General features: G+C 66.4%; 21 protein-coding genes and 1 tRNA gene. 14 read left to right on the plus strand and 8 right to left on the minus strand.

Annotated features, from left to right (window positions below):
- Positions 1-53 precede the first annotated feature (53 nt).
- Both IPG97_08775 and IPG97_08780 read right to left on the minus strand, forming a co-directional pair.
- Entirely contained in the window at positions 54-968 is a 915-nt protein-coding gene (locus IPG97_08775; GenBank protein ID MBK6856622.1) for a hypothetical protein, read from the minus strand.
- A gap of 193 nt (positions 969-1,161) precedes the next feature.
- Entirely contained in the window at positions 1,162-1,362 is a 201-nt protein-coding gene (locus IPG97_08780; GenBank protein MBK6856623.1) for a cold-shock protein, read from the minus strand.
- A 130-nt stretch (positions 1,363-1,492) separates the two neighbouring features.
- Here IPG97_08780 and IPG97_08785 point away from each other — a divergent pair.
- Both IPG97_08785 and IPG97_08790 read left to right on the plus strand, forming a co-directional pair.
- Positions 1,493-1,567: transfer RNA gene (locus tag IPG97_08785), tRNA-Cys, on the plus strand.
- 239 nt (positions 1,568-1,806) lie between these two features.
- Positions 1,807-2,550 carry a sulfite exporter TauE/SafE family protein gene (locus IPG97_08790; GenBank protein MBK6856624.1) on the plus strand — a complete coding sequence of 248 codons (744 nt, stop codon included), beginning with the start codon at positions 1,807-1,809 and terminating at the stop codon, positions 2,548-2,550.
- A 179-nt stretch (positions 2,551-2,729) separates the two neighbouring features.
- Here IPG97_08790 and IPG97_08795 read toward each other — a convergent pair whose 3' ends face one another.
- Positions 2,730-3,158, minus strand: a complete 429-nt coding sequence (locus IPG97_08795; protein ID MBK6856625.1) for a hypothetical protein — start codon at positions 3,156-3,158, stop codon at positions 2,730-2,732.
- A 134-nt stretch (positions 3,159-3,292) separates the two neighbouring features.
- On the opposite strand from IPG97_08795, the gene IPG97_08800 reads away from it, so the two are divergent.
- From IPG97_08800 to IPG97_08810, 3 genes are all read left to right on the plus strand, one after another.
- A complete protein-coding gene (locus IPG97_08800; GenBank protein ID MBK6856626.1) occupies positions 3,293-3,961 on the plus strand; it encodes a hypothetical protein in 669 nt (222 codons plus the stop codon).
- Between the two features lie 116 nt (positions 3,962-4,077).
- The gene (locus IPG97_08805) at positions 4,078-4,683 is read left to right on the plus strand and encodes a nitroreductase family protein (GenBank protein ID MBK6856627.1); all 606 of its coding nucleotides are present in this window, start codon (positions 4,078-4,080) and stop codon (positions 4,681-4,683) included.
- 453 nt (positions 4,684-5,136) lie between these two features.
- Positions 5,137-5,760, plus strand: a complete 624-nt coding sequence (locus IPG97_08810) for a transglycosylase family protein (protein ID MBK6856628.1) — start codon at positions 5,137-5,139, stop codon at positions 5,758-5,760.
- An 80-nt stretch (positions 5,761-5,840) separates the two neighbouring features.
- Here IPG97_08810 and IPG97_08815 read toward each other — a convergent pair whose 3' ends face one another.
- Positions 5,841-7,940, minus strand: a complete 2,100-nt coding sequence (locus tag IPG97_08815) for a VCBS repeat-containing protein (GenBank protein MBK6856629.1) — start codon at positions 7,938-7,940, stop codon at positions 5,841-5,843.
- 183 nt (positions 7,941-8,123) lie between these two features.
- On the opposite strand from IPG97_08815, the gene IPG97_08820 reads away from it, so the two are divergent.
- Positions 8,124-8,558 (plus strand): CBS domain-containing protein, encoded by a 435-nt coding sequence (locus IPG97_08820; GenBank protein MBK6856630.1) that lies wholly within the window; start codon positions 8,124-8,126, stop codon positions 8,556-8,558.
- Between the two features lie 17 nt (positions 8,559-8,575).
- Here IPG97_08820 and IPG97_08825 read toward each other — a convergent pair whose 3' ends face one another.
- Entirely contained in the window at positions 8,576-9,724 is a 1,149-nt protein-coding gene (locus IPG97_08825; protein ID MBK6856631.1) for an AMP-binding protein, read from the minus strand.
- Positions 9,725-9,888: 164 nt separating this feature from the next.
- On the opposite strand from IPG97_08825, the gene IPG97_08830 reads away from it, so the two are divergent.
- Complete coding sequence (locus IPG97_08830) at positions 9,889-10,797, plus strand: 1,4-dihydroxy-2-naphthoate polyprenyltransferase (protein MBK6856632.1); 909 nt, start codon at positions 9,889-9,891, stop codon at positions 10,795-10,797.
- Here the strand turns inward: IPG97_08830 and IPG97_08835 are convergent.
- Positions 10,789-11,541 (minus strand): alpha/beta fold hydrolase, encoded by a 753-nt coding sequence (locus tag IPG97_08835; GenBank protein MBK6856633.1) that lies wholly within the window; start codon positions 11,539-11,541, stop codon positions 10,789-10,791. The two genes, IPG97_08830 and IPG97_08835, sit on opposite strands and share 9 nt — an antisense overlap.
- A gap of 44 nt (positions 11,542-11,585) precedes the next feature.
- On the opposite strand from IPG97_08835, the gene menD reads away from it, so the two are divergent.
- Positions 11,586-13,364, plus strand: a complete 1,779-nt coding sequence (menD, locus tag IPG97_08840) for a 2-succinyl-5-enolpyruvyl-6-hydroxy-3-cyclohexene-1-carboxylic-acid synthase (GenBank protein ID MBK6856634.1) — start codon at positions 11,586-11,588, stop codon at positions 13,362-13,364.
- A gap of 65 nt (positions 13,365-13,429) precedes the next feature.
- On the opposite strand, the gene IPG97_08845 is transcribed toward menD, so the two are convergent.
- Both IPG97_08845 and IPG97_08850 read right to left on the minus strand, forming a co-directional pair.
- Complete coding sequence (locus tag IPG97_08845; GenBank protein ID MBK6856635.1) at positions 13,430-14,671, minus strand: isochorismate synthase; 1,242 nt, start codon at positions 14,669-14,671, stop codon at positions 13,430-13,432.
- Positions 14,668-15,366 (minus strand): ubiquinone/menaquinone biosynthesis methyltransferase, encoded by a 699-nt coding sequence (locus IPG97_08850; protein MBK6856636.1) that lies wholly within the window; start codon positions 15,364-15,366, stop codon positions 14,668-14,670. Before IPG97_08850 ends, IPG97_08845 begins: the two co-directional genes overlap by 4 nt.
- Before the next feature lie 130 nt (positions 15,367-15,496).
- Here IPG97_08850 and IPG97_08855 point away from each other — a divergent pair, with 130 nt between their 5' ends.
- The 6 genes from IPG97_08855 (at position 15,497) to IPG97_08880 (ending at position 21,998) form a co-directional block, all read left to right on the plus strand.
- Positions 15,497-16,201 carry a YaaA family protein gene (locus IPG97_08855; protein MBK6856637.1) on the plus strand — a complete coding sequence of 235 codons (705 nt, stop codon included), beginning with the start codon at positions 15,497-15,499 and terminating at the stop codon, positions 16,199-16,201.
- A gap of 175 nt (positions 16,202-16,376) precedes the next feature.
- Complete coding sequence (locus IPG97_08860; GenBank protein MBK6856638.1) at positions 16,377-17,261, plus strand: translation initiation factor IF-2 N-terminal domain-containing protein; 885 nt, start codon at positions 16,377-16,379, stop codon at positions 17,259-17,261.
- Positions 17,246-18,010 (plus strand): class I SAM-dependent methyltransferase, encoded by a 765-nt coding sequence (locus tag IPG97_08865; protein ID MBK6856639.1) that lies wholly within the window; start codon positions 17,246-17,248, stop codon positions 18,008-18,010. Before IPG97_08860 ends, IPG97_08865 begins: the two co-directional genes overlap by 16 nt.
- Before the next feature lie 193 nt (positions 18,011-18,203).
- Positions 18,204-19,523, plus strand: a complete 1,320-nt coding sequence (gene rpsA / locus IPG97_08870) for a 30S ribosomal protein S1 (protein MBK6856640.1) — start codon at positions 18,204-18,206, stop codon at positions 19,521-19,523.
- A gap of 323 nt (positions 19,524-19,846) precedes the next feature.
- Positions 19,847-20,686 carry a hypothetical protein gene (locus tag IPG97_08875; GenBank protein ID MBK6856641.1) on the plus strand — a complete coding sequence of 280 codons (840 nt, stop codon included), beginning with the start codon at positions 19,847-19,849 and terminating at the stop codon, positions 20,684-20,686.
- A gap of 118 nt (positions 20,687-20,804) precedes the next feature.
- Positions 20,805-21,998: a P-loop NTPase gene (locus IPG97_08880; GenBank protein ID MBK6856642.1), complete on the plus strand. Its 1,194-nt coding sequence runs from the start codon at positions 20,805-20,807 to the stop codon at positions 21,996-21,998.
- The last annotated feature ends 16 nt before the right edge of the window (positions 21,999-22,014 follow it).

Here is a 22,014-nt window from a genome sequence, read left to right on the forward strand (position 1 = left end):
AGGCCCATGTTGGTTCGAGGTGTGCAGGAACCTAGGCCCCGGGCTGATCGGGTTCAGCGTTTGGATGGCATCAGGGCGCTCAGCGCGGTGATTGCACCGCCGGCGATCGTCACATAGAAGCCGAAAGCGCTGGAGACCTCGAAGCTGGTCGGAGCCTGGTCTGTGACCACCTGGGCCAGAGACATCCAGTCTCGTACCAGGAGTGCGATCACCACCAGGCCTGACACGACGGCCAGGACCCTGGCCACCTTTCGTGTAGCAGGCCCGAACGACATGACACCCACGAATAGGGCCAGGGCTCCTAGTGCGAGGAGTGCATACGGATCTGGAGAATCAAAGGTCAACAGACTGCCGTCTGGTAGCAGGAAGCCCTTGCTGCCGCTGGTGAGGTCCCACCCACTGAGTCCAGCATCGGAGAGGTTGTTCGTGACCCAAGGAAGGAAGGTGCCGACGAGCGTGAGGACGCCCCCAATAAGAGCCAGGATCGCGCCGGCCGGAGAACCTCCCGCATTTGGTGACGAGGCTGGTGCGGTCGCAGGGGGCGGGAAACCAGCCCCGGTCACGGCGGTGGGCGGCGCCGGCGGGGCAGGCGGTGTTGTCGTGAGTGCCTGGGCGGCGTGAACCCACGCGGGCACGTTGGTCTCGGTGGGTGGCCCACCTGGGGTCTGGGCTTGCGTCGGGGTGGCGGGCTCGGTCGGTGTCTGGGCCCAAGGGCTGTTCGGGTCGTCGGCGGGTTGCCATGGCATCGAACCGGTCGGTGACGGTTCTGCGGGTGGCGGCGGAGGTGTGACCGACGTAGGAGGAGCTTGGAACGCCTGAGTGGGGTCGGTTGGCATCGGTCCGCCGACCACGGTCGGATCGGGTAGTGGCGGCGGAGCAGGCGTGAGCTTCGTGCCGCAGTTGGTGCAGAACGCCGCCGCTGCAGGCAGCGACGCCGCGCAGGTGGGGCAGGTGGTGGTCTCAGTCACTGGGGCCTCCTCGACGGCTCGGACGGGAAACAGTTTGCCTGCTGGAGCCCGGGCCGGGGGCGACCCTGGCCGGTTGGGTGTCCATCGGGCTAGGCCGTGACGCGAACCGGAGGTGGTCCGTCGGCACGGCCCAAAAGTGAAGTAGCCACCGGCCGGAGCCGGTGGCTACTTCAGGCTTGTCGAACGTTGTCGGTCAGACGACCCGCACGTTCTGTGCCTCGTCGCCCTTGCGGCCGGGGGCGATGTCGAACTTGACGTTCTGGCCCTCTTCGAGCGTCTTGTAGCCGGAGCCCTGGATGTTGGAGAAGTGGACGAAAACGTCTGCGCCCTCTTCTCGGGTGATGAATCCGTAGCCCTTCTCGGCGTTGAAGAACTTCACGGTGCCAGTTGCCAATGCATTTCTCTCTCTGTGTTTGAGACTCTCCGTACGAGGGCCTCGTATCCCAGAGCGTACAAGGCTGCCGCTGGTCGCGCCTTCTATTGTGCTGATGGGCCCCATCGGGCATCTAGAGTGTCCCGGTCACGGTGGCGTGGCCGAGTGGCTTAGGCAAGGGCCTGCAAAGCCCTGTACCCGGGTTCGATTCCCGGCGCCACCTCCACGTTGGAGGGTCGGAACCTGTGAAGGTCCGGCCCTCCAACGGCTTGCCGGCCCGCCGACGGCCTCGGTGCGTCAACGAGTTCGCAAGACGTCTCCCAGTCTCGATCCTGGCCTAGGACCCGAGCGGATAGGTCCAGTCGTCGTCGCGACCAGGTTGATCAGACCGCAATCGGCTCGCATTCTTTCGGTCTCGGACAGTGGTCGCTGGTGTCGCCCGGCACGTGCCTAGCCTGGGCCGCCATGTCGGTCGACCTGGTGGTGGTGGCGCTCGCCGCGTTCGGCTGCGGTGTGGTCAACTCGATGGCCGGCGGCGGATCCCTTCTGTTGTTCCCGGCGCTGACTGCGACTGGCATGGGTGCGTTGGCGGCCAACGTCACCAACTCGGTCATCACCCTTCCTGGTTACGTCGGTGGTGTTGTCGGATTTCGGGGCGAGGTCCTCGAGGAACGCCGTCGCATCCCCCCGCTGGTGGCGGCAACGGTGGCCGGTTCCACACTCGGGTGCAGCCTGTTGCTTGCCACGTCGGAGGCTTCGTTCGACATCGTCGTCCCTGTACTTCTCGGGGTTGCCAGCGTTCTGATCGCACTCCAGCCCAGGGTGGTTGCCTCCGTTGGTGCCGGTGTCGTCGGACGGAGTCGCTGGGCCGCGCCAGCGGGCGTGCTTGGGGCCACCGTCTACGGCGGATATTTCGGTGCTGGCCTCGGCGTGTTGCTGCTGGCGGTACTGGGCGTCACCATCGATGCTCCCTTCCATCGGCTCAACGCGATCAAGGCGGCGTTGTCGGTTGCCGATGCCACCGTCAGCCTCGTTGTCTTCGGACTGTTCGGTCCGGTCGAGTGGTGGGCGGTAGCGGTGGGGGCTCCAGCCACCCTGGTAGGCGGCTATGTGGGAGCCCGGGTCTCGGGACTGGTTAGCGAGGCCGTGTTGCGTCGGGTGGTGGTGGTCTTCGGGGCCACCGCTGCGGTGGTCTTCGCTCTCACCTGAGGTCGTCGAGAAGGCGGGCGGGGAGCCATGCAGCGACGACGACCAGACTTATGAGGTGCGCCGATAGGCGGACCGACCCATAAGCACGGCATGGCTAAACCGAGGCGAAGCCTCGGTCTGATCACCTTCGCAGCGACGACGACTGGACCTATCCGCTCGGGTCCATAGCCGTGAGGACCTTAGGGAGCCGAAGTGGTGGCACCCTCCTCGGCGGTGGGGTTTGACGCCTGAGGCTGCGTGGAGTCGGTGGAGTCGGTCTGCGGCGGAACGTTCGATGTCTGTGATGTCGTGGTAGCTGTGCCTTCGGCGACCACGCACTCTCGAGCCGCCTCGGTGTAGTCGATGAGGGTCTGGCCCTCGGGCAGGCCGGACTCACGATCCAGAGCTGCCATAAGTTGGCTGTCGAACCTGTCGAGCATGCAGTCCACCTGTTCATCGGTGAACGACAGCAGTAGGCGGCGTTCCACCCGCTCGCGTCGTTGCTCGGCCGGCGTCTTCTCCTTCTCGCTGCAGCCGGTGAGCAGAGCAGGAACGGCAAGCACGGCGACGGCGGTTGCAGTAAGTCGGAGGAGAGCGGGTTTGGGCACGATGAGACTCCGGTCGGACACGGTTCGTGGCACCTCGATACTTCCACGTTCGTCGCGCGGACCGAGGTCATGGCGGCCCGGTTTGCGTTCGCTGGGCTGGTCGACTGGACTTGATGGGCACCAATCCGCCAACTTCTGGGGGTCGAGGCAGGCTCATGGCTATCGACATCGAGACCAAAGACTGCACAGCACTAGGCGATGCCGAGTTGGCTGACCTAGCGGACCTGTGTGCCGATGGGCCGAGCCGTTATGAGGTCGGAGTGCTCTCCAAGGCCAAGGACTCCTGGGTACTGGTGACGCTCGCTCGCGAGAACGACCGCATCAAGGGGTTCTCGTTCAGCACCCTGGAGCGCATCGGCGGTACGCCGAGCGTGATAATCGGGTTGGCTTCGGTCAAGCGCACCGCCAAGCGGGACACGGTGTTGCGGGCCATGGTCACCGACCAGCTGCGTCGGGCCGTGCTCGCGTTCCCAGACGAGGACGTGTTGGTCGGCACGAGGCTGCCGTCGGTGTCGGGTTACGACGCCTTCCGCAACCTGACAGACATCGTGCCGAGGCCCGGCTACGTGGCCACCGGCGAGGAGCGGGCGTGGGGCCGCCGTCTGGCCAAGCGTTTCGGCATCGAAACGGCCCGCTACGACGAGCGTTCCTTCATCATTCGCGGCGATGGGGCCTATCCGGAGTCGCTAGACCATGAGTCGCTGCGTCCCGAGAAGCTCGACCCCGGATACGCCGACTTCTTCGTGAAGGTGAACGCCAACCGAGGCGATGCTCTCATCGCTTTCGGCTGGGCCATGGCCGACGACCTCCTGAAGTTGGCCTGACCCGCGGCATGCCAGCGGCGGAGCGGGTGGGCGTTGGTTCGTCTTCCCGTCCCAGATCGGCCCGATGGTCAGGTCTTGTGCCGAACCGGTCGGGCTGATGGTCAGGTGAAGTAGCGATGGAGCTGCGACAGGCGGTTCGGGCTCGGTCGATGGTGAGGTCGTTCCGACCCGATGCCTTGGCTGACGGGATGGTCGATGATCTTTGCGACATCGCTCGCCGGGCTCCGTCAGCGGGTAACACCCAGGCTTGTGAGTTCTTGGTGCTCGACTCCGAAGCTGCGGTGGGAAGGTACTGGGATGTGACGCTGCCAGAACCGCGGCGGTCGGGTTTCAGGTGGCCCGGACTGTTGTTGGCACCGGTGCTGGTGGTGGTGGTGGTACGGCCCAACTCCTATGTCGAGCGGTACTCCGAGCCAGACAAGGCCCGCACCGGACTGGGTGAGGGTGTCGAACGCTGGTCAGTGCCCTATTGGTGGGTAGATGCCGGGGCGGTGGCACAGAACCTGTTGCTGGCCGCGGTCGACGCCAGCCTGGGGGCATGTCTGTTCGGCTTGTTCGAACACGAGGCCGCGGTGGCTCGCCAGTTCAACATCCCGAGTGATCGCCGCCTGGTAGCCACCATCGCCATCGGCCACCGCTCCGACGATGACATCGAGCGGGGGAGATCGGCGCAGCGTCCGCGAAGTCCATTGGGAGAGGTCCTCCACCGAGGCCACTGGTAGACCGCCCACCCATCGATGGATCCAGGCCTAGGACGCGAGCGGACAGGTCCGGCCGTCGTCGCTGCGAGGTTGATCAGACCGAGGCTTTGCCTCGGTTCAGCCATGCCGTGCTTGTGGGTTGGCTCGCCTGATGGCCTCCCCACCTTGGCGAGATGCGAATCGCTAGTGGTGATGACAACTATTCGGATCATCGATAGTGACGATCACCACATGACAAAAGGGTTACGGTTTCCTCCGCAACCTGTCACACTGCCTTCACCCGGAGGTAACCGGCGTGGGCGAGTGACGTCCCCGGCCCTCCATCGCTCGAAGAAGGAGCCCCACCCCATGAAGCGACGCACCGCGTCATCTGACCAACCCCCGAGTACCGCCGGCACGTTCATCGAACGTGCCACCCGGCGTCCAGCCCGGATCGGTGCCCTTGCCATTGCGCTCACGGCCCTCGCGGCGCCGATGGTCGCTGCCCAGCCCGCGGCGGCGCCCGTGTCGACGAGGCAGGCGAGCCAGCGCGCCGCCGGCTCCCAGAACCAGGTCACCGAGGACGGCGCCCTCGAGGTCGTCGGCCGAGTGGCTGGCTTCGCCGCCGCCGGATCGGCCGAACAGGCCGAGGCTTCGGCCCGCTGGCTCAGCGCTTCGATTACCTCCACCCAGGCCGCCAAGGCCGAGCAGGCTCGCCTGGCCGCCGAGGAGGAAGCGGCCCGCCAGGCAGCAGCGGCCCAAGCCGAACTGGCTCGGCGCGAAGCTGAGGCCAAGGCCCAGGAGCAAGCGGCTCGGCAGGCCTCCCGTGACGCCGCCCGCGAGGCCGAGGCCCGGCCCCAGGTTGCGCCGCCGGTAGACAGCGGCAGCGTCTGGGATGCGCTCGCCGGTTGTGAATCCGGTGGGAACTGGGCGATCAACACCGGCAACGGCTACTACGGCGGTCTCCAGTTCTCGTTGTCGTCGTGGCAAGCCGTCGGTGGTGTGGGCTATCCCCACGAAGCCTCCCGAGAGACCCAGATCGCAATGGGTGAACGCCTTCGAGCCAGCGGAGGCTGGGGACACTGGCCCGCCTGTTCCCGCAAACTCGGCCTGCGCTGATCGGAGGGGTCTCGGCCCCGAGCGCCAGACGCCGAGCGCTTTGGGCCTAGGCTACGTGACGTCGCTCCAGCGGGCTCGGGTCAAGCCACCCGGCGGCGGTATTCCGCTGACGCCTGGACCCCGCCGATGAGCGACTCCAGCCCGCCTCGTCGGGTGGCACTCACCCAGTAGGCCCACCCAGTGGGGTCCGGGGTCCGGTCGAGCATGGCCAGATAGGTCATGGTCACATCGACCGGGGCCGACAGGCGCCCGACGCCGACGCTGCTCTCGGTCCAGCCTGTAACCAGCGAACCCCGGGACTCGCCGGTCTGGAGCCGGTGTACGGCAAGGGTCAGTTCGACCAACGACGGTGCTCGGCCGAAGACGTTCGAGTAGACGCGGCCCACGAAGTCGATGGGTGGCAGTCGGTCGGTACCCGTCGACGCCACCACACTGTCGGCCACCGTCGAGGCTGACTCACCCGAACGGATGCGGGCCGCGCCGTCCCGCACCGCCTGGGCTGAGACCGGATAGGTGCCGGTGACGGCTAGGTGGGCCCTGACCCCGGGTGCCACCACTCGGCGGTACTCGGGGGAGTTCATGAACGAGCCGATGACGCGGGCTCCACCCCAACCGGCATCGAGGCGATCCATCCAGTGGGCAGTCCCCGCCGGGTCGGCGTTTCGTCCCAGGAAGTCGCGGTACTGCTGGGCGACGAACTCGACCGGACACCGGAACGGGATCGTCGCCCCCGGAAGGTTGTCGGACCGGCCGAGTCGTCGCGATCCACGCATGAACGTGGGCCAGTCGGCCCGACACCAGCGCTTGCCCGTGGAGAAGAGGTCGACCTGGGTGGCCTGTTCGAAGAAGTAGGTGACGGCGATGTGGGTGGTTCCCTCCACATCGGCGACAACGGGAGTCGACGCTGGGGTCAAGGCCAGGCCCGAGCTGAGCCGGCGTGCGACCTCGATGCGGCCTGTTGCCCCGTCGTGCACGCGCAGCTCGTGGTCCAGGCTGGCGATCACCTCTTGGGCGCCGTCGTCGTCGACGTCGGCTATGGCCACCCCGCCATGGGTGCTGTACCGCTCGAAGCATCCGTTGGCGTGACCGGACTCACAGCTCCGCCACATCTCGCGGCCGTCGGTGTCGAACGCGTACAGGTAGCCGCCCTCCGATGCCGTGACCACCTCGAGCCCGGGGTCTCCATCGAGTTGGCCCAACGCCGGAGATGTCATCGACCTGCCAGCCACCGCCACAGGCCAGCCCGCTAGTGACCGACCGGTCCGGGCCGTGAAGGCGTCTACCCATCGACCACCGGGATCGGGGAAGTGGGTTCCGGTTCCCACCACCACGTCCAGCCAGCCATCGCGGTTGATGTCGGCCACCGCCGGGGTCGACCACACGGTCTGCAACGGCACGAAACGGGGGTAGCCGGGGTAGGTCGACCCGTCACGGTTGAGAATCCACACCAAACCTCCCTCGGGTGCCCCCAGCGGATTACCAGCCCATATGTCACCACCGAGGATGATCTCGGGAGTGCCGTTGCGGTCGATGTCGGCCACCACGGGGCTGGACCACAGCGTGTCCTCTAGGTAGCGCCGCCAGAGGAAGCGACCGTCGCTGGACCACGCATAGACGGTGTGATCCCAACTGGGGGCGACGATGTCGAGGACTCCGTCACCGTCGATGTCGGCCACAGCGGGAGTGGCGAAGAACCCATGGGGTCGACAGTCGGTACCCGGTGGACAGTGCAGCGGCCACTGCTCGCTGAACACGCGGACCACCCGTCCCGACGGACCGTCGACGGTCATGACCCGCCCATCCATCGTTCCCACGACGATGTCGCTTTTACCGTCACCGGTGAGGTCGACGATGGTCGGGGACGACTCGATAGCAGTCCGTCCCATCGAGATCGACCAAATGAGTCGACGGCGGGGCAGCGTGTAGGCCTCCAGTTGGCCGTCGACACTGCCCACCACCATGTCGACCTTGCCGTCGCCGGTGATGTCGGCGATCGCCGGTGTCGAGAACGCCTCGGTGGTCCCTGTTGTCATGTAGACGCCCGACACCGGATGGCGCACGGTTCCCAGCAGATTCAAAGGTGAGTCGATCGCCTCGGCTCGGGGGGTGACGGCGACCGAGCCCGCCACCGCCACCATCCCGGCAACGACGCAAACGAGGCGCTTCGAAAGCCTTGGCAAGTTGTCCCTCCAAGGACCTGAGCGGATAGGTCCGGTCGTCCTCGCTAGCAGGTTGATCAGACCGAGGCGGTGTCTGGATTCGACAGGACCACGGCGAATCGGGTGGCGAAAGGGTATCTGGCGAGCAGACGCTCACGGAGTGCGCGATCATTGGGGCGACTCCCAAAGCACGAGGAGGTTCCCATGCAGGTCAGCGTGTTGCTCCAGCAGAAGGGCTCCGACGTGGTCACGGTGAGACCAGACACCACCACTGCTGAGGCCATCGATACCTTGGCTCGTCACCGCATCGGGGCGGTGGTCGTGACCAGCGACGGAACGTCGATCGAAGGCGTTCTGGCCGAACGAGACGTGGTGCTGGCTATCTCCATCCTCGGTTCACCGGTGCTTTCTCGCCCGGTCTCAGAGGTGATGAGCACCGATGTGGTCACCTGTCGGCCCGAAACCACCATCGAGCACCTTATGGCCACCATGACCGATCGCCGTGCCCGCCATGTGCCGGTCACGTCCGAGGGTCGACTGGTCGGCCTCGTGAGCATCGGTGACGTGGTCAAGGACCGGATCTCCGGGCTTGAGTTCGAAGCCCGGGCTCTACACGACTACATCTCCCACCCCTACTGAGATCCGCGTCCGAGAGGTCAGCGCTCGACTGACGCGGAGCGCATGAGCGCGTCCCGTTGGACTTTGCCCAGGGATGTGCGGGCGATCGAGGGAACAAGTAGCAGCTCGCGGGGAGCCGCCCACCGGGGCAACACCTGGGAGCAGTGGTCCCGGAGGTCCTCCAAGGTCGGGGGTCGAGCGGGGTCACGGGCGACCACCACGGCCACCACCCGTTGCCCCCAGCGCGGGTCGACCTTTCCCATCACCGCCACATCGGCGACCTCGGGGTGCGCAGCTAGGGCCGACTCGACCGGGCCGGGCCAAACGTTCTCTCCGCCGGTGATGATCAGATCATCGGCTCGCCCATCCACCACCAGCCGGTCACCGCTCCACCGGCCGCGGTCTCCGGTGGTCATCCACCCGTCACCGTCGACCAAGGCGGTGATGTCCCCGTTGGGCGCCCGCACGCCACGGGCCAGGGTTGAACCCCGCAGGCGGATCATGCCCGAACCATCGACTTCGACCTCGATGTCGCCGATGGGGCGTCCGTCGTACACGACGCCGCCGCCGGTCCCGGTGAGCCCGTAGGTGCGGACCACGTTGGCTGGCCTGGCGACATCGTCGGCAGCGCCGCCCACCACCACGTGTCGGAATCGGCCGACGTCGATGCGGTCCAGCACGGTGGGTACGACCGAGACGAGCGTTGAGCCCAGACGGCCCGGGGCCCCGGACACCGCGTCGGCGTCGAAACCGTCCATGAGGTCGAGCCCGACGCCGGTCACCAGAGACCGGACCACCACGCCGAGACCACCGAGGTGAGCTAGCGGTAGGCACGCCAGCCACCGGTCCCGGGCCGGGTCCACATCGAGTCGCTCGTGGACAGCCACGGCATGGGCCTGCAATCCGGCGCGGGTGTGCACCACCATCTTGGGTGCACCGGTACTTCCGCTGGAGGGGACCACTAGGGCATCTCCGTCTCGCAGCTCAGGGAGCTGCTCCCAGTCGAGGGGCCAACGGTGTGGTCCGACCACGCCATGGGGTCGGACGATGTCGATCAGGTCGTGGCGGGCCTCGGCGGACAACCGTTGGTCCACGACCATGACGGCGTCGCCCGAAGCCCACGCATCCTCCAGCGCGCCGACCAGTTCGGCACCGGCGGGCAGGTCGAGTGCGAGAAGTCTGGCCACGACCCGATGCTCGCACGTCGGCCGATTCTTCCTGCGAATTCGCGCCCCGAACCGAAGCGCCTTCGATCGGTCCCATGATCTAGGGGTCGCATCGGCTGGGCGGCAATAGGGATTGCAACCTTTGGCTCCGGTGACACAGACGCCATGGGCCAGACTTCTACCCCGTGACCCAAGCGACTGATCCCCGTGGACCCTCGCTATGGATCCAGGGAGCGCGACCACGGACCCTCCCTGCCGCGGTGGTGCCCGTGGCGGTGGGGACGGCGGTGGCGGTGGGCACGGTTCCTGGCGGGCTCATCTGGTGGCGGGCCGCGGCGGCATTGATCGTCTCCTTGGCGCTACAGGTGGCCACCAACTACGCCAACGACTACAGCGACGGGATCCGTGGCACCGATGCCGACGACCTTCGGGTTGGCCCGGTGCGCCTGGTCGGTCAGGGTTTGGCGGCTCCCGGTGCGGTTAAACGGGCGGCGGCAGCCGCCTTCGGTGTAGCGGCAGTGGTGGGGGCCGCGCTGGCCCTGGCCGTGGGTCCCGAGCTGTTCGTCGTCGGTGCCCTGGCCATCGCTGCTGGCTGGTTCTACACCGGCGGTCCACGGCCCTACGGCTACGCCGGGATGGGCGAGCTGTTCGTCTTCGTGTTCTTCGGGGTGGTCGCCACCGCCGGGTCGACCTATGTCCAGACCGGGGAGCTGACCGCTCTGTCGTTGGGGGCATCGGTTCCGGTCGGCTTCCTGGCCACCTCGCTTCTGGTGGTCAACAACCTTCGCGACATCCCCGGAGACACCGAGGTCGGAAAGCGGACGCTGGCCGTTCGAATCGGTGATACCCGCACCCGCTGGTTCTACGTGAGTCTTCTGGTGGGTAGCTTCATCAGTGTTCCGCTGGTGGCCGGCGGAGGGGGAAGGCCTGCCGGCGCCTTGGCGTTGCTGGCTGTCTTCGCGGCGCAGCGTCCGGTTGTGGCCGTCCTCTCGGGAGCCCGGGGCGGTGCTCTCATTCCGGTTCTGGTCGACACCGGCCGGGTTCAGGCCCTCTTCGGAGCACTGCTGTCGGTCGGCCTGGTTCTGTCAGCCTGAACGGGCCGAGACCTCTCGCACCCTGTCGGCCACCAGCTCGGGGGCGTGGAGGTGGGCGGCGTGTCCGGCGCCGGGGACGGTCACAAGCTTCGCCCCGGGCACGGTGTCGGCCACGCGTCGACCGAGCTTGACGAACTTGAGGTCCAACTGGCCGGCCATGGCGACGGTCGGTGCCCTGATTTCGCTCAGGGCGCTCCACCACGGTGGGTCCATTGTCCCAGTGCCTGAGAGCCGAAGAGATGACGCCAGACCCGAGGCGGTGTTGGTGGCCCTGGCCCGTCGTTCCTCTACATCATCGGGAAGGTTGGCGAACAGGGGTTGCGCCAACCATTCCTCGAGGAACGCGGCGACACCGAGCTTTTCGATCCGCTCGGCCCGGACATGGTCGAGCCTTCGGCGCTCGGCTCTCTCGTCGGGATCGTCGATACCGGCGGTGGCCCCGACCAGCACCAGGCCGGCCACCAGGTCAGGGTGGTCGAGGGCGAGGCGAAGGACGGCTCTGGCCCCCATCGAATAGCCAACGTAGGTGGCGCGTCCACCGGTCTCGGCCAACAGGTCGGCGGTGGCGGACAGGTCGGCCTGGATCGCCGATGATCCTCCGTGGCCGGGTGCGTCGACCCTGATCACTGTGTGATCACACGCCAGCCTTCGAGCCACGTGGCGCCAGCTCACCCCGGTCTGGGTGAAGCCGTGAACCAACACCACCGGCGGGCCATCGCCTTCGGTCACCTGGTGCAGCCCCACGAGTTGAGGATAGGACCGTGGTGTAGCGGACATAGGTGGCTGTGGTGAGATGGTCCGTGATGGCCGACTTGACCGAAGACTCCGCAGTCCTCAACGCCACGTTCTGCGCCACGCTCGTCGATGAGTGGGTCAGGGCCGGTTTGGAACACGCCGTCGTCTCACCAGGGTCTCGATCCACCCCCATGGCGATGGCGCTCGCCGATCGACCCGAGATCACCGTCCATGTCCACATAGACGAGCGGTCGGCGGCGTTCGTGGGTCTCGGGATCGGCATGGCCTCGGGGCGGCCAGCCGTGGTCCTCACCACCAGCGGGACCGCGGCGGTAGAGCTCCATCCGGCCGTCGTCGAGGCCCATCAGGCCAGTGTTCCGCTGGTGGCGGTGACGGCAGACCGTCCGCCCGAACTGCACGACGTAGGTGCCCCTCAGACCGTCGACCAGAACCGGCTCTTCGGTCCGGCGGTCCGGTGGTTCGTGGATCCTGGTCCTCCGAGTTCGGCCACGAGTGGTTCGTGGCGGTCGTTGGGGGCCAGGGCAGTGCTGGAGGCCGAGGGCTGCGGCGGTCGTGGCCCCGGGCCGGTGCACTTGAACCTGGCGTTCCGAGAGCCGCTGCTGGCCCAGCCGGTGTCGTTGCCGCCGGGTCGGCCGTCGGGGCGTGTGTGGCACCACTTCAGTGCACCGGAGGTCCGGGGCTCCATGGATGTCGATACCGTCCTGGACGCGCTCGAAGTCGGCCAACCTCGACGAGTCTTGGTCGTGGCCGGCGCCCGCTGTGGTAACCCCGAGACGGTGTTGAACACGGTCGCGGAGATGGGTTGGCCGGTGCTGGCCGATTCTCGCTCAGGGTGTCGGACCGGTCAGGTTGGGGTGATCACCACCGCCGATACGTGGCTCCGGTTGAGTGATCTGGCTGAGGAACTCCAGCCCGACCTGGTGGTCAGGCTGGGGGAGTCACCAGCATCGAAGGTGGTCGGCGCGTGGTTGGCTCAGGTCGCTGTGCCTCAGATCGCAGTTCATCCCCATGGCGAATGGCTCGATCCCGACCGAAATGCCGACGTGGTGCTACGAGCCGATCCGGCTCAGTTTCTGGCCACGCTGGCCGGCCGTCTCGGCCAGGCCAGCGACGAGCGGTGGAGTGCTCGCTGGCAGCAACTCGAGGTGGCAGCCCAGGACGTGTTGAGCCACCACCTCGAGTCAGACGATCGACGGGTGACAGACCCCGCGGTTGCCCGGGCCGTTGCTCGTAGCATCGTCGGGAAGGAGGACGCGGTGCTCGTGGTGTCGTCGTCTATGCCGATCCGGGACCTGGAGTGGTATGGAGGCTCCACCCACAACGTGGCGGTGATGGCAAACCGCGGGGCCAACGGGATCGACGGAGTCGTGTCGACTGCGGTCGGGGTGGCCCTGGCCCGTCACGGCAACGGAGCCTCGACCATGGCGTTGGTGGGGGACCTGGCTTTCGTGCATGACACCAATGCTCTGGTCGGACTCAGTCGCCGCCAGGTCGACCTCACGATCGTGGTGGTCGACAACGACGGCGGGGCCATCTTCTCGTTCCTGCCCCCAGCTCGAGAGCTGACCGCCGATCGGTTCGAGTCCCTGTTCGGGACACCCCACGGTGCCGACATCGCGGGGCTGGCCCGCTCCCACGGCATCCACGTCACGACGGTCGAGGCCCATCACGGAGTTGGCGCCCTGCGCCAGGCGTTGGACGCCAACGTCGAGCGGGGTGGCCCCAACCTGGTAGTGATCAAGACCGATCGGGCCGTCAACGCCGCAGACCACGACGCGCTCCATCGAGCGATGCACGCATCGGTGCTCTGACAGCCTCGAAGCCTCGGTCTGATTACCCTCACAGCGACGACGACTGGACCTATCCGCTCTGGTCCTCAGGGTCTGACCATGGCCGAGAGCATGGCTTGCATCTTGGCCCTGGTTTCGACCAGTTCGGTGGCCGGGTCGGAATCGGCCACGATTCCGTTACCGCCGACGATCACTGCCTGGTTGCCCGAGACCGAAGCGCCCCGGATGCTCACCGCGAAGGCTCCGTTGCCGGCCGCATCCACCCAGCCGACCGCGCCGGCGTAGCGCCCTCGGTCGAAGCCCTCGACCTCCTCTATCAGGCGCAATGCTTCCGCTGTTGGACGACCACAGACCGCTGGTGTTGGGTGCAGGGCATCAACTAGCTCGAGTATCGAGGCCGGCGGGTGCGACAGCCTTCCCTCGACGTTGGTGGCCAGATGGACCACGTTGGATAGGGCTACAACCGACGGCTCCGGTTCGTAGTCCACATAGGACGAGAACTGCAGGAGCGTGTCGTGCACCGCGTCGATGGTGACCTGGTGTTCGTGGCGGTAACCAGCCGATGCGAGAAGCGCCGCGGCGGCACGGTCGTCGGCTTCGGGCTCGCCGGCCCGGGGCGCGGTCCCAGCCATGGGTTGGGCCCTGACCACATCGCCGGACCGGCTGACCAACAGCTCGGGACTTGCACCGCAGAAGCCGTCGACGAGGTACAAGAAGCAATCGGGGTAGCTGCGAGCCAGCCTGGCCAGGATCGACTGGATCGGAATCGGGGCGTCTGCACTCACGGTGACCGCCCGCGCAAGGACCACCTTCTCGAGCTCACCGGCCTTGATCCGGGCCACCGCATCGGCCACCACCTGCATCCACTCGCCGGGTGACCGTTGGGCCGACACGGTGAAGGCCCCGGGCCCGATGGGACGGGGACCCTCAGCGACGGCGTGGATGCGATCTTGGACCTGGCGCTCGGGGTCAGCGGGTGGGGCGCCATTCTCCGGTGAGGGGCCAACGGCGGTGGCCCAGCGGTTGCCGTCCTCGTCGGTCCCGACGAGGAGTGACGGCACCACCAGTTCGGCACCCTCACCCGACATGAACGGCAGCGCCCCGAGGGCGACAGGTCCGGTGCCAGGTAGCGCGAGGGGGTTGTCCACAGCCATTCCTGAAAGCTCGCCCACCACGGCATCCCGGGGCCCACGAATGGCGACACCACAACCGGCGAAACCGATGCCGGATCGGCTGAAGAGCGTTCCGTCCGGGCCAGCGAAGGCCACGTGGTCGACATCGAAATCAAGTGACCGGGTGACGGCCACCAAGGGGGCGGAGCGGGTCATGTCCTGGTGGCGGTGATGAGCTGGGCGATCCCGGTGGACAGGAGGTGCCGCTCCACCCGTTCGAAGCCCTGCTCCGCCAACTGGCCGAGCATCACATCGGCAGGCGGCAGGTAGGCGACGGACCGAGGCAGGTACCGATAGGCCGCCGGATCCGAAAGCAGGCCACCGATCACCGGCACCACCTTGCCGAAGTAGATGCCATGTCCCCAGCGCAGAACCGGGTTGACCGGCTCGGCTACCTCTAACAGGGCGATGCGACCAGCAGGTCTTACGACCCGACCCAGTTCGGCGAAGAACGGTCCGAGCTCGCGGAAGTTGCGAAGGGCGAAACCACAGGTGACGCCGTCGACCACTCCGTCAGCCACGGGGAGGCACAGGGCATCACCCTGGACCAGCGGAGCCTCGACGCGGGAAGCGGCCAACATGCCGAAGGACATGTCAACACCGATGGGGCGGAGGCCCGCGGATCGAAGACCCCCGCAGAGGTCACCCGTCCCACAGGCCAGGTCCAAGACGACCGACCCGTGGGGGAGAGCAAGCGAAGCCAGCGCCCGTCGTCTCCATCCCACGTCCATACGGAAGGTCATGACCCGGTTCACCAGGTCATAGCGCGGGGCGATGGCATCGAACATGGACTGGACCGCTTGGACCTTCTCATCACCGGTGGGTAGCTGATCGGGAGCGGTCCGTGCCATGAGACGTGATCGTACGGGGCCGGGGGGCCGGGGTTGCCAGTGGGCGTGGGAGTCGGGCCCCGACCTGGCACCACGAACGATCGGACGGTCGCATGCCGTGGCGTTCCGTCCCGCTCCCTACCTTGGTCCAATGGCTGGCCGCACCCTGATACTCCTCCCACCCTCGGAAGGAAAGGCACTGGGGGGAGATGGGCCGCCCTGGCGTGAGGGAATGATGAGGCTCACTGATCTGGACTCGAAGCGCCGGGTTCTCCTCGACTCCACCACCACGGCCGCGGTCGATCCGGCGGGGCCCACCTTGGCGGCCATAGAGCGATACACCGGCGTGCTGTACCGGGAGTTGGACGCGTCGACGTTGAGGGGTCAGTCCCGTCACCGACTGGATCGGGACGTACTGGTGGTGTCAGGGCTGTGGGGCCTAGTCGCACCGACCGACCCGATACCGCTATATCGGCTGAAGATGTCGGCCCGTGTCGATGGGATCGGGAAGGTCGCCCCCTGGTGGCGGCCGGACTTGTCGGCGGCCCTGGCCGAGCGGGCCCGTGGCGCGTCGGTTTGGGATCTTCTGCCCATCGAGCACAGCGCCGCGGTGGACTGGATGACGCCGAGACCAACTCGTCGTACCACCGTGCGGTTTGTTGATCGCCGCGGTCGAGTCGTGTCCCATTGGAACAAACTCCTCAAGGGGTCCCTGGTTCGATGGCTGGTCGAGACCGGGGCCCGACAACCCGAGGACCTGGTGTCCTTCGACCATCCCGCGGGCTACCGATTCGATTCTGAAGCTTCGGTGCTGACCCCACGCAGGGCCGAGGTGGTCATGCACGAGGCGCCATGACACCGCATGGCAGAACCTTCGTCCGACTTCGGTCACCAGCCTGCCGTGCTTGGGGGTCGGCCCGCCTTTCGGCTCGCGTCATGATGCCCGGCGGTTGTCGATGGCTGGAGCCTGCTAGACCGGTCGGGCCACCTGATTCGGCCAATCCTGGTCGGGTCTGAACTGGAGGAACGTCGTGCTCCTGTACGAGCTGGCCCTGGAACTTGGAGTGCGGTCCACAGCACTGTTGGACCGCGCTCAGGCCTTGGGCATGGACGTGACGGCCACTGCGCCACTGACCGCTGAGCAGGTGGCCGAGCTGCGGGCTGCCTACGGCAAGCAGCGTCCGACCCCGGCCGTGGCCGAGACGGTGGCTCCGGTCGTAGACCCGGCGGCTCGGTCCTTCAGCACCGGATCTGTGCTCGCACTGGTCGGCGCCGGACTCGTCGTGGTCTTGCTCATCGCTTACATGGTCACGAACTCGGGGGACGACGGTGGGAGCACCGTGGCGGCCAACGAAATCGCGGCCGAGGATTCCACCACGACCACCACCGAACCCTGCGACGCCAACTCGGGCATCGGGGCCGGTGCGATCGGCCAGAGCTCGACGTCAGCCGCCACGGTTGGAGGAGCCGGTGGCTCGGCGCTCCCTCCGTGCTCGGTGGCCGGAGGCCTGTCCGACGACGCCCTGGAGACGACCACCACGGCCGACGTGGACCCCATCGATCTGCCCAGGGACAAGCGTGAGTTCTGCCGGGGAGCGCTGGCAGCCATGGAGTTCGACACCAAGCTCATGGAAGCAGCCCAGGCCGAGACCATCGGCCCGCTTCGCGACGTGATCATCCAGGGCCGAGACAAGTGGAAGGCCGACGCCACCATCATGACGATCAACGCCCCACCCCGTCTCGACATGGCCATGGACCGCTACACCAGGGTGTACATCAACCTGGTCGACTCGGTCACCCCCGAAATCGACGACCTGGCGCTGGCCGAACACATCATCAACACGTTCAGGACCGACCTCAACTACTACGCGGCCCAGATCAACGAGTCGATCAACACCCACTGCGACAAGCGTTGACAGACGGTCAGCCGCAACGGGACCACTGGTTCGAGACCCTGGCCGACCATCTCGGAGGCGCCTACCTCCGGTACTCGTTCACCAAGGGCACCGATCAGGAGGTGACGTTCCTCCACGAGGTTCTCAACCTCGAGCCCGGCATGCGGCTGCTTGACGTCGGCTGCGGACCGGGTCGCCACAGCCGGGCCTTGGCCGCAATGGGAATCGAGGTCGTGGGCGTTGACATCAGTCAGCGCTTCATCGACCTGGCTCGGGTCGATGCCCCACCGGGCGCGACCTTCGAGCGACGGGACGCTCGATCTCTCACCTTCGACCGTGAGTTCGACGCGGTGATCTCCCTTTGCCAGGGGGCGTTCGGACTCGCCGACGGCGGTTCCGTACCGGTGGTGCTGGATCCAGATGCCGCCGTTCTGGCCGGCATGGCCCGGGCACTACGTCCTGGTGGTCGCCTGGTGCTCAGCGCGTTCAGCGCCTACTTCCAGGTCCAGTGGTTGGACGCCGAACGGGGATCCTTCGACGCCGAGCGGGGAGTGAACCACGAGCGCACCGTGATCAAGGACGAGTCCGGAAAAGACGCCGAAGTCGATCTGTGGACTACCTGTTTCACGCCTCGAGAGCTTCGATATATGGCTGTTAGTGCCGGACTGGAACCAGAGGCGACATGGTCGGTTCGTCCCGGTGAGTACCGGCGTAACCCTCCGGATCTGACCCACGAGGAGTTCTTGTTGGTCGCCCGGCGGCCGGTCTGACCGGTCTCCGAGCCGATCTGCCAGCGCCGTCCCACCATCACGTGTCTCCCTGACCGGAGTCGTCGTGTGGATACCCCGGTCGGGTGCTGTGTAGCCTGGCTCCTCCTGGTGCGCGCTCGCGCCCTGGTTCATCAACCATCCGATTCGACCGTCCTGTATCCCTCGACGTCCTGTCCACCGAGAAGAGATCCCCTTGTCCGACCAGTCGACCCTCAGTCCCGCCACCGAAGGCGAGGAGTACGTACCCCGCCAGATCACCGTCAACGATCTGGATGTGAGTTTCGAAGAAGCCATCTCCGGCACGCTGGTGAGCGTCGAAGATGGCCAGATCGTCGAAGGCACGGTCGTCAAGGTCGACAAGGACGAGGTCCTGCTGGACATCGGCTACAAGTCCGAGGGTGTGATCCCCAGCCGTGAGCTGTCGATCCGCAACGACGTAGACCCGTCCGAGGTGGTGACCCTCGGCGACCAGATCGAGGCCCTGGTCCTCACCAAGGAAGACAAGGACGGCCGCCTCGTCCTGTCCAAGAAGCGGGCCCAGTACGAGCGGGCCTGGGGCGACATCGAGAAGAAGAAGGAAGAGGACGGCGTCGTGTCCGGCCCGGTGATCGAGGTCGTCAAGGGTGGCCTGATCATCGACATCGGGCTGCGCGGCTTCCTGCCTGCATCCCTGGTGGAGCTGCGGCGGGTCCGAGACCTCGCTCCCTACGTCGGGCGCACCCTCGAAGCCAAGATCATCGAGCTGGACAAGAACCGCAACAACGTGGTGCTGTCCCGCCGGGCATGGCTGGAGGAGACCCAGAAGGAACAGCGCGAGGAGTTCCTCGAGAACCTCAAGCCCGGAGAGATCCGCAATGGCGTTGTCTCCAGCGTCGTCAACTTCGGTGCGTTCGTCGACCTCGGCGGCATGGACGGCCTCGTCCACGTGTCCGAGCTGTCGTGGAAGCACGTCGACCACCCCGGTTCGGTGGTGGCCGTCGGAGACGAGATCACCGTTCAGGTGCTCGAGGTCGACCTCGACCGGGAGCGCATCAGCCTCTCGCTCAAGGCAACCCAGCAGGATCCGTGGCAGGAGTTCGCGTCGGGTCACCGTGTTGGTGAGCTCGTGTACGGCCGGGTCACCAAGTTGGTCCCGTTCGGCTCGTTCGTCCAGGTGGGCGACGGCATCGAGGGTCTGGTTCACATCTCGGAGATGTCGGCACACCACGTCGACCTTCCCGAACAGGTGGTCACGCCGGGCGAAGAGCTGTGGGTCAAGATCATCGACCTCGACCTCCAGCGTCGGCGGATCAGCCTGTCGATCAAGCAGGCTGCCGAGGGCGGCGTGGTGTCGGCCGAGTACCAGGAACACTTCGGTGAGCACGCCTACGACGACGAAGGCAACTACATCGGTGGCGAGTCCACCGAGGCGCAGGAAGCCTGGGCCGAGTACTACGCCGAACACCCTGAGGCCCTCGAAGCTGGCCCGTCGGGCACCGTCGAAGCCTCCGAGGAGCCAGTCGCGGAAGGCTGATCCGGAGCTTCACCCGGTGGTGAACTGAAGATGGCCCCGCCCTCCGGCGGGGCCATCTTCGTTGTATCGCTCGGTCGCTGCCCGGTTGGCCACGGCTTCGGTGTAGGGCGATGTAAGGGGCCGAAAGGGTGTTCGGAGCGGGGGAGGCTCGGTTGGAGGCGGAGAAATCTGGTCGAAACCCTCAGTTGTGAGGTCGGTCGGGCCGACAGGGAATCGTCGTCAGTCGGTCCCATCCGGGATCGGCGCTTCCACTCAACCCAAGGGGTTTCACGGTGAGCCAACGCCGGACTCTCATCCTCGCAGCAGCGGTAATCGTCGGTGCGATGGGTGCCTTTCTCGTTTGGAACTACGTCAGTGGCGTAGAAGACAAGGCCAATGAGGGCACCCAACTGGTGTCGGTCTATCTGGTCAGCCAGCCGATTGCCCGAGGTACGAGCGGAGCCGAAGCTGCCGCGTACATCAAGAAGGACAAGATTCCGCGCAAGGCGGTGCCGGCCAACGCCATCACCAGCCCTGAGGATATCTCCGGCAAGGTGGCGCTCTACGCGCTCTCGCCCAACGCGGTGGTGCTCAACGACATGTTCGTGGATCCCTCGGACCCCAACGCCCGTCAGTCCTTCTCCGAGAGACTCTCGCGGATCAACAACGAGGACCAGGTGGCGATCACTCTCCAGGTCGATCAGGTGCGAGGTGTGGCTGGTCTGATCCAGCCCGGTGACTTCATCAACATCATGATCCGCAAGGTCTCGGAGGTTTCGCCCGAGGCGGGCCTGCCCGAGGGAGTCGACCCGGCCGACATCTTGTTCGGTGAGCAGGCCCGATACCTGTACCAGAAGGTCGAGGTCATCGCCGTCGGTCAGAACACCGTTCCCCAGGCCGGAGCGGCAGCGGTGGCCACCAACCCCGACGGATCCACCGCAGGTGCCCCGGCCTCGCCTGCTGCCGCCCAGGATGCCGGTCTCATCACCGTGATGGTTCCGACCCGGGCCGCTCAGTACATCGCCTCGGTCGATCAGGGCAACTTCTACCTGAGCCTCGTGGCTCGTGACTTCCAGCCCGTCGCCCAGCAGGTGATCGACTTCAACGCCACCATCCCCGCCGAAGATCCGGCCCAGCTCACCCCGTACGGACCCAAGGGGCCTGAGAGCCGGGGCGAGAACTGACAGTCATTCAGCTCTAGCTGAACCAGAGGTCGTCGACCCGGTCCTAGTCCCGCCTGTCAGCGGGTACGGTTGGGTCGGCGACCGACCGGTCACCGACCCAACCGCCCCTCCCGGAGCCATGCCGAACTTCACCTCCACCGAACTGAACGTGCCCCTCCTGGTGGTAGAGGCCGATCCCGCCATTCGCAGCCGTTTGGCGATGCAGCTCGGCGAGCAGGCGATTCCGTTGGAGACCCTGATGGGGGTCGAAGAGCGGTACGGGGCGAGCCCGTTCATGTTGGTACTGGGCCCCACGTGCGCACGATCCGGTGACCTCGGGGGCGCAGAGCAGATGTTGGCCCGCAGGCCTGATCTCGGCGCCATCCTGATCGCAGAGGATCTATCCACCGATCTGTTCCAGCGGGCCATCCGCTCTGGGGTGCGGGATGTCCTGGGTGCGCCGGTGGACACCGGTCAACTCAACGAAGCGGTCAGCCGGGTGGCCCAGACGCTGGTTATCAGCCGGCCCTCGGGGTCGTCCTCTCTCGGTGGCGTAGACGACAGTGGTGAACAGGGGCGGGTAATCACTGTGTTCTCCACCAAGGGTGGCGCTGGAAAGTCTGTGATGGCCACCAACCTCGGTGTTCTCCTGGCTCAGCGGTCCGAGGGCGTCGTGGCCCTCGTCGACGCCGACCTCCAGTTCGGTGACATCGCGGTGATGCTCAAGCTGGCCCCCCAGCACACCATCGTCGACGCCGTCGGTTCGTTCGATCGGTTGGACGTCGGCTTCCTCGAGACGTTGCTCTCTACCCATCCCCAGACGGGGTTGAAGGTTCTACCCGCTCCGTTGGAGCCAGCCTTCGCCGATCAGATCGGTGCCGACCAGATGACCAAGATCATCCGGCTGCTTCGCTCCTTCTGTGACTACGTGGTGATCGACACACCCGCCTACTTCAACGAGGTGGTGTTGGCGCTGATCGAGGAGTCCGACGACGTGATCTTGGTGGCGGGGATGGACATCCCCAACATCAAGAACGTCAAGATCGGGCTTCAAACGCTGCGCTTGCTCAACACGCCGATGTCGAAGATCCATCTGATCCTCAACCGGGCCAACTCCAAGGTGAAGCTCGAGGTGAGCGAAGTGGAGCGCACCCTCCAGGTGAAGGCCGAGGCGCTCATACCAAGCGATGTGGTGGTGCCGCAGTCGGTCAACAAGGGTATGCCCGTCGTCATCGATTCTCCGAAGTCGGCGATCGCCAAGAGCCTGGAGCAGGTGGCAGACCTGTTCCTGCCGTCGACCGAGCCCGCGGCCAAGAAGCGCGGCTGGCGCTGAACCCGGGCGCTGCCGA

The sequence above is a fragment of the Microthrixaceae bacterium genome, assembly GCA_016702505.1.
In the GTDB taxonomy this organism is placed as follows: Bacteria; Actinomycetota; Acidimicrobiia; order Acidimicrobiales; family Iamiaceae; genus Aquihabitans.

Excerpts from the sequence above, each read along its gene's own strand:
- IPG97_08790 (MBK6856624.1), top strand. The coding sequence starts at position 1,807 with ATGTCGGTCGACCTGGTGGTGGTGGCGCTCGCCGCGTTCGGCTGCGGT.
- IPG97_08800 (MBK6856626.1), top strand. The coding sequence starts at position 3,293 with ATGGCTATCGACATCGAGACCAAAGACTGCACAGCACTAGGCGATGCC.
- IPG97_08805 (MBK6856627.1), top strand. The coding sequence starts at position 4,078 with ATGGAGCTGCGACAGGCGGTTCGGGCTCGGTCGATGGTGAGGTCGTTC.
- IPG97_08810 (MBK6856628.1), top strand. The coding sequence starts at position 5,137 with ATGGTCGCTGCCCAGCCCGCGGCGGCGCCCGTGTCGACGAGGCAGGCG.
- IPG97_08820 (MBK6856630.1), top strand. The coding sequence starts at position 8,124 with ATGCAGGTCAGCGTGTTGCTCCAGCAGAAGGGCTCCGACGTGGTCACG.
- IPG97_08845 (MBK6856635.1), bottom strand. The coding sequence starts at position 14,671 with ATGACCCGCTCCGCCCCCTTGGTGGCCGTCACCCGGTCACTTGATTTC.
- IPG97_08850 (MBK6856636.1), bottom strand. The coding sequence starts at position 15,366 with ATGGCACGGACCGCTCCCGATCAGCTACCCACCGGTGATGAGAAGGTC.
- IPG97_08855 (MBK6856637.1), top strand. The coding sequence starts at position 15,497 with ATGGCTGGCCGCACCCTGATACTCCTCCCACCCTCGGAAGGAAAGGCA.
- IPG97_08875 (MBK6856641.1), top strand. The coding sequence starts at position 19,847 with ATGGGTGCCTTTCTCGTTTGGAACTACGTCAGTGGCGTAGAAGACAAG.
- IPG97_08880 (MBK6856642.1), top strand. The coding sequence starts at position 20,805 with ATGCCGAACTTCACCTCCACCGAACTGAACGTGCCCCTCCTGGTGGTA.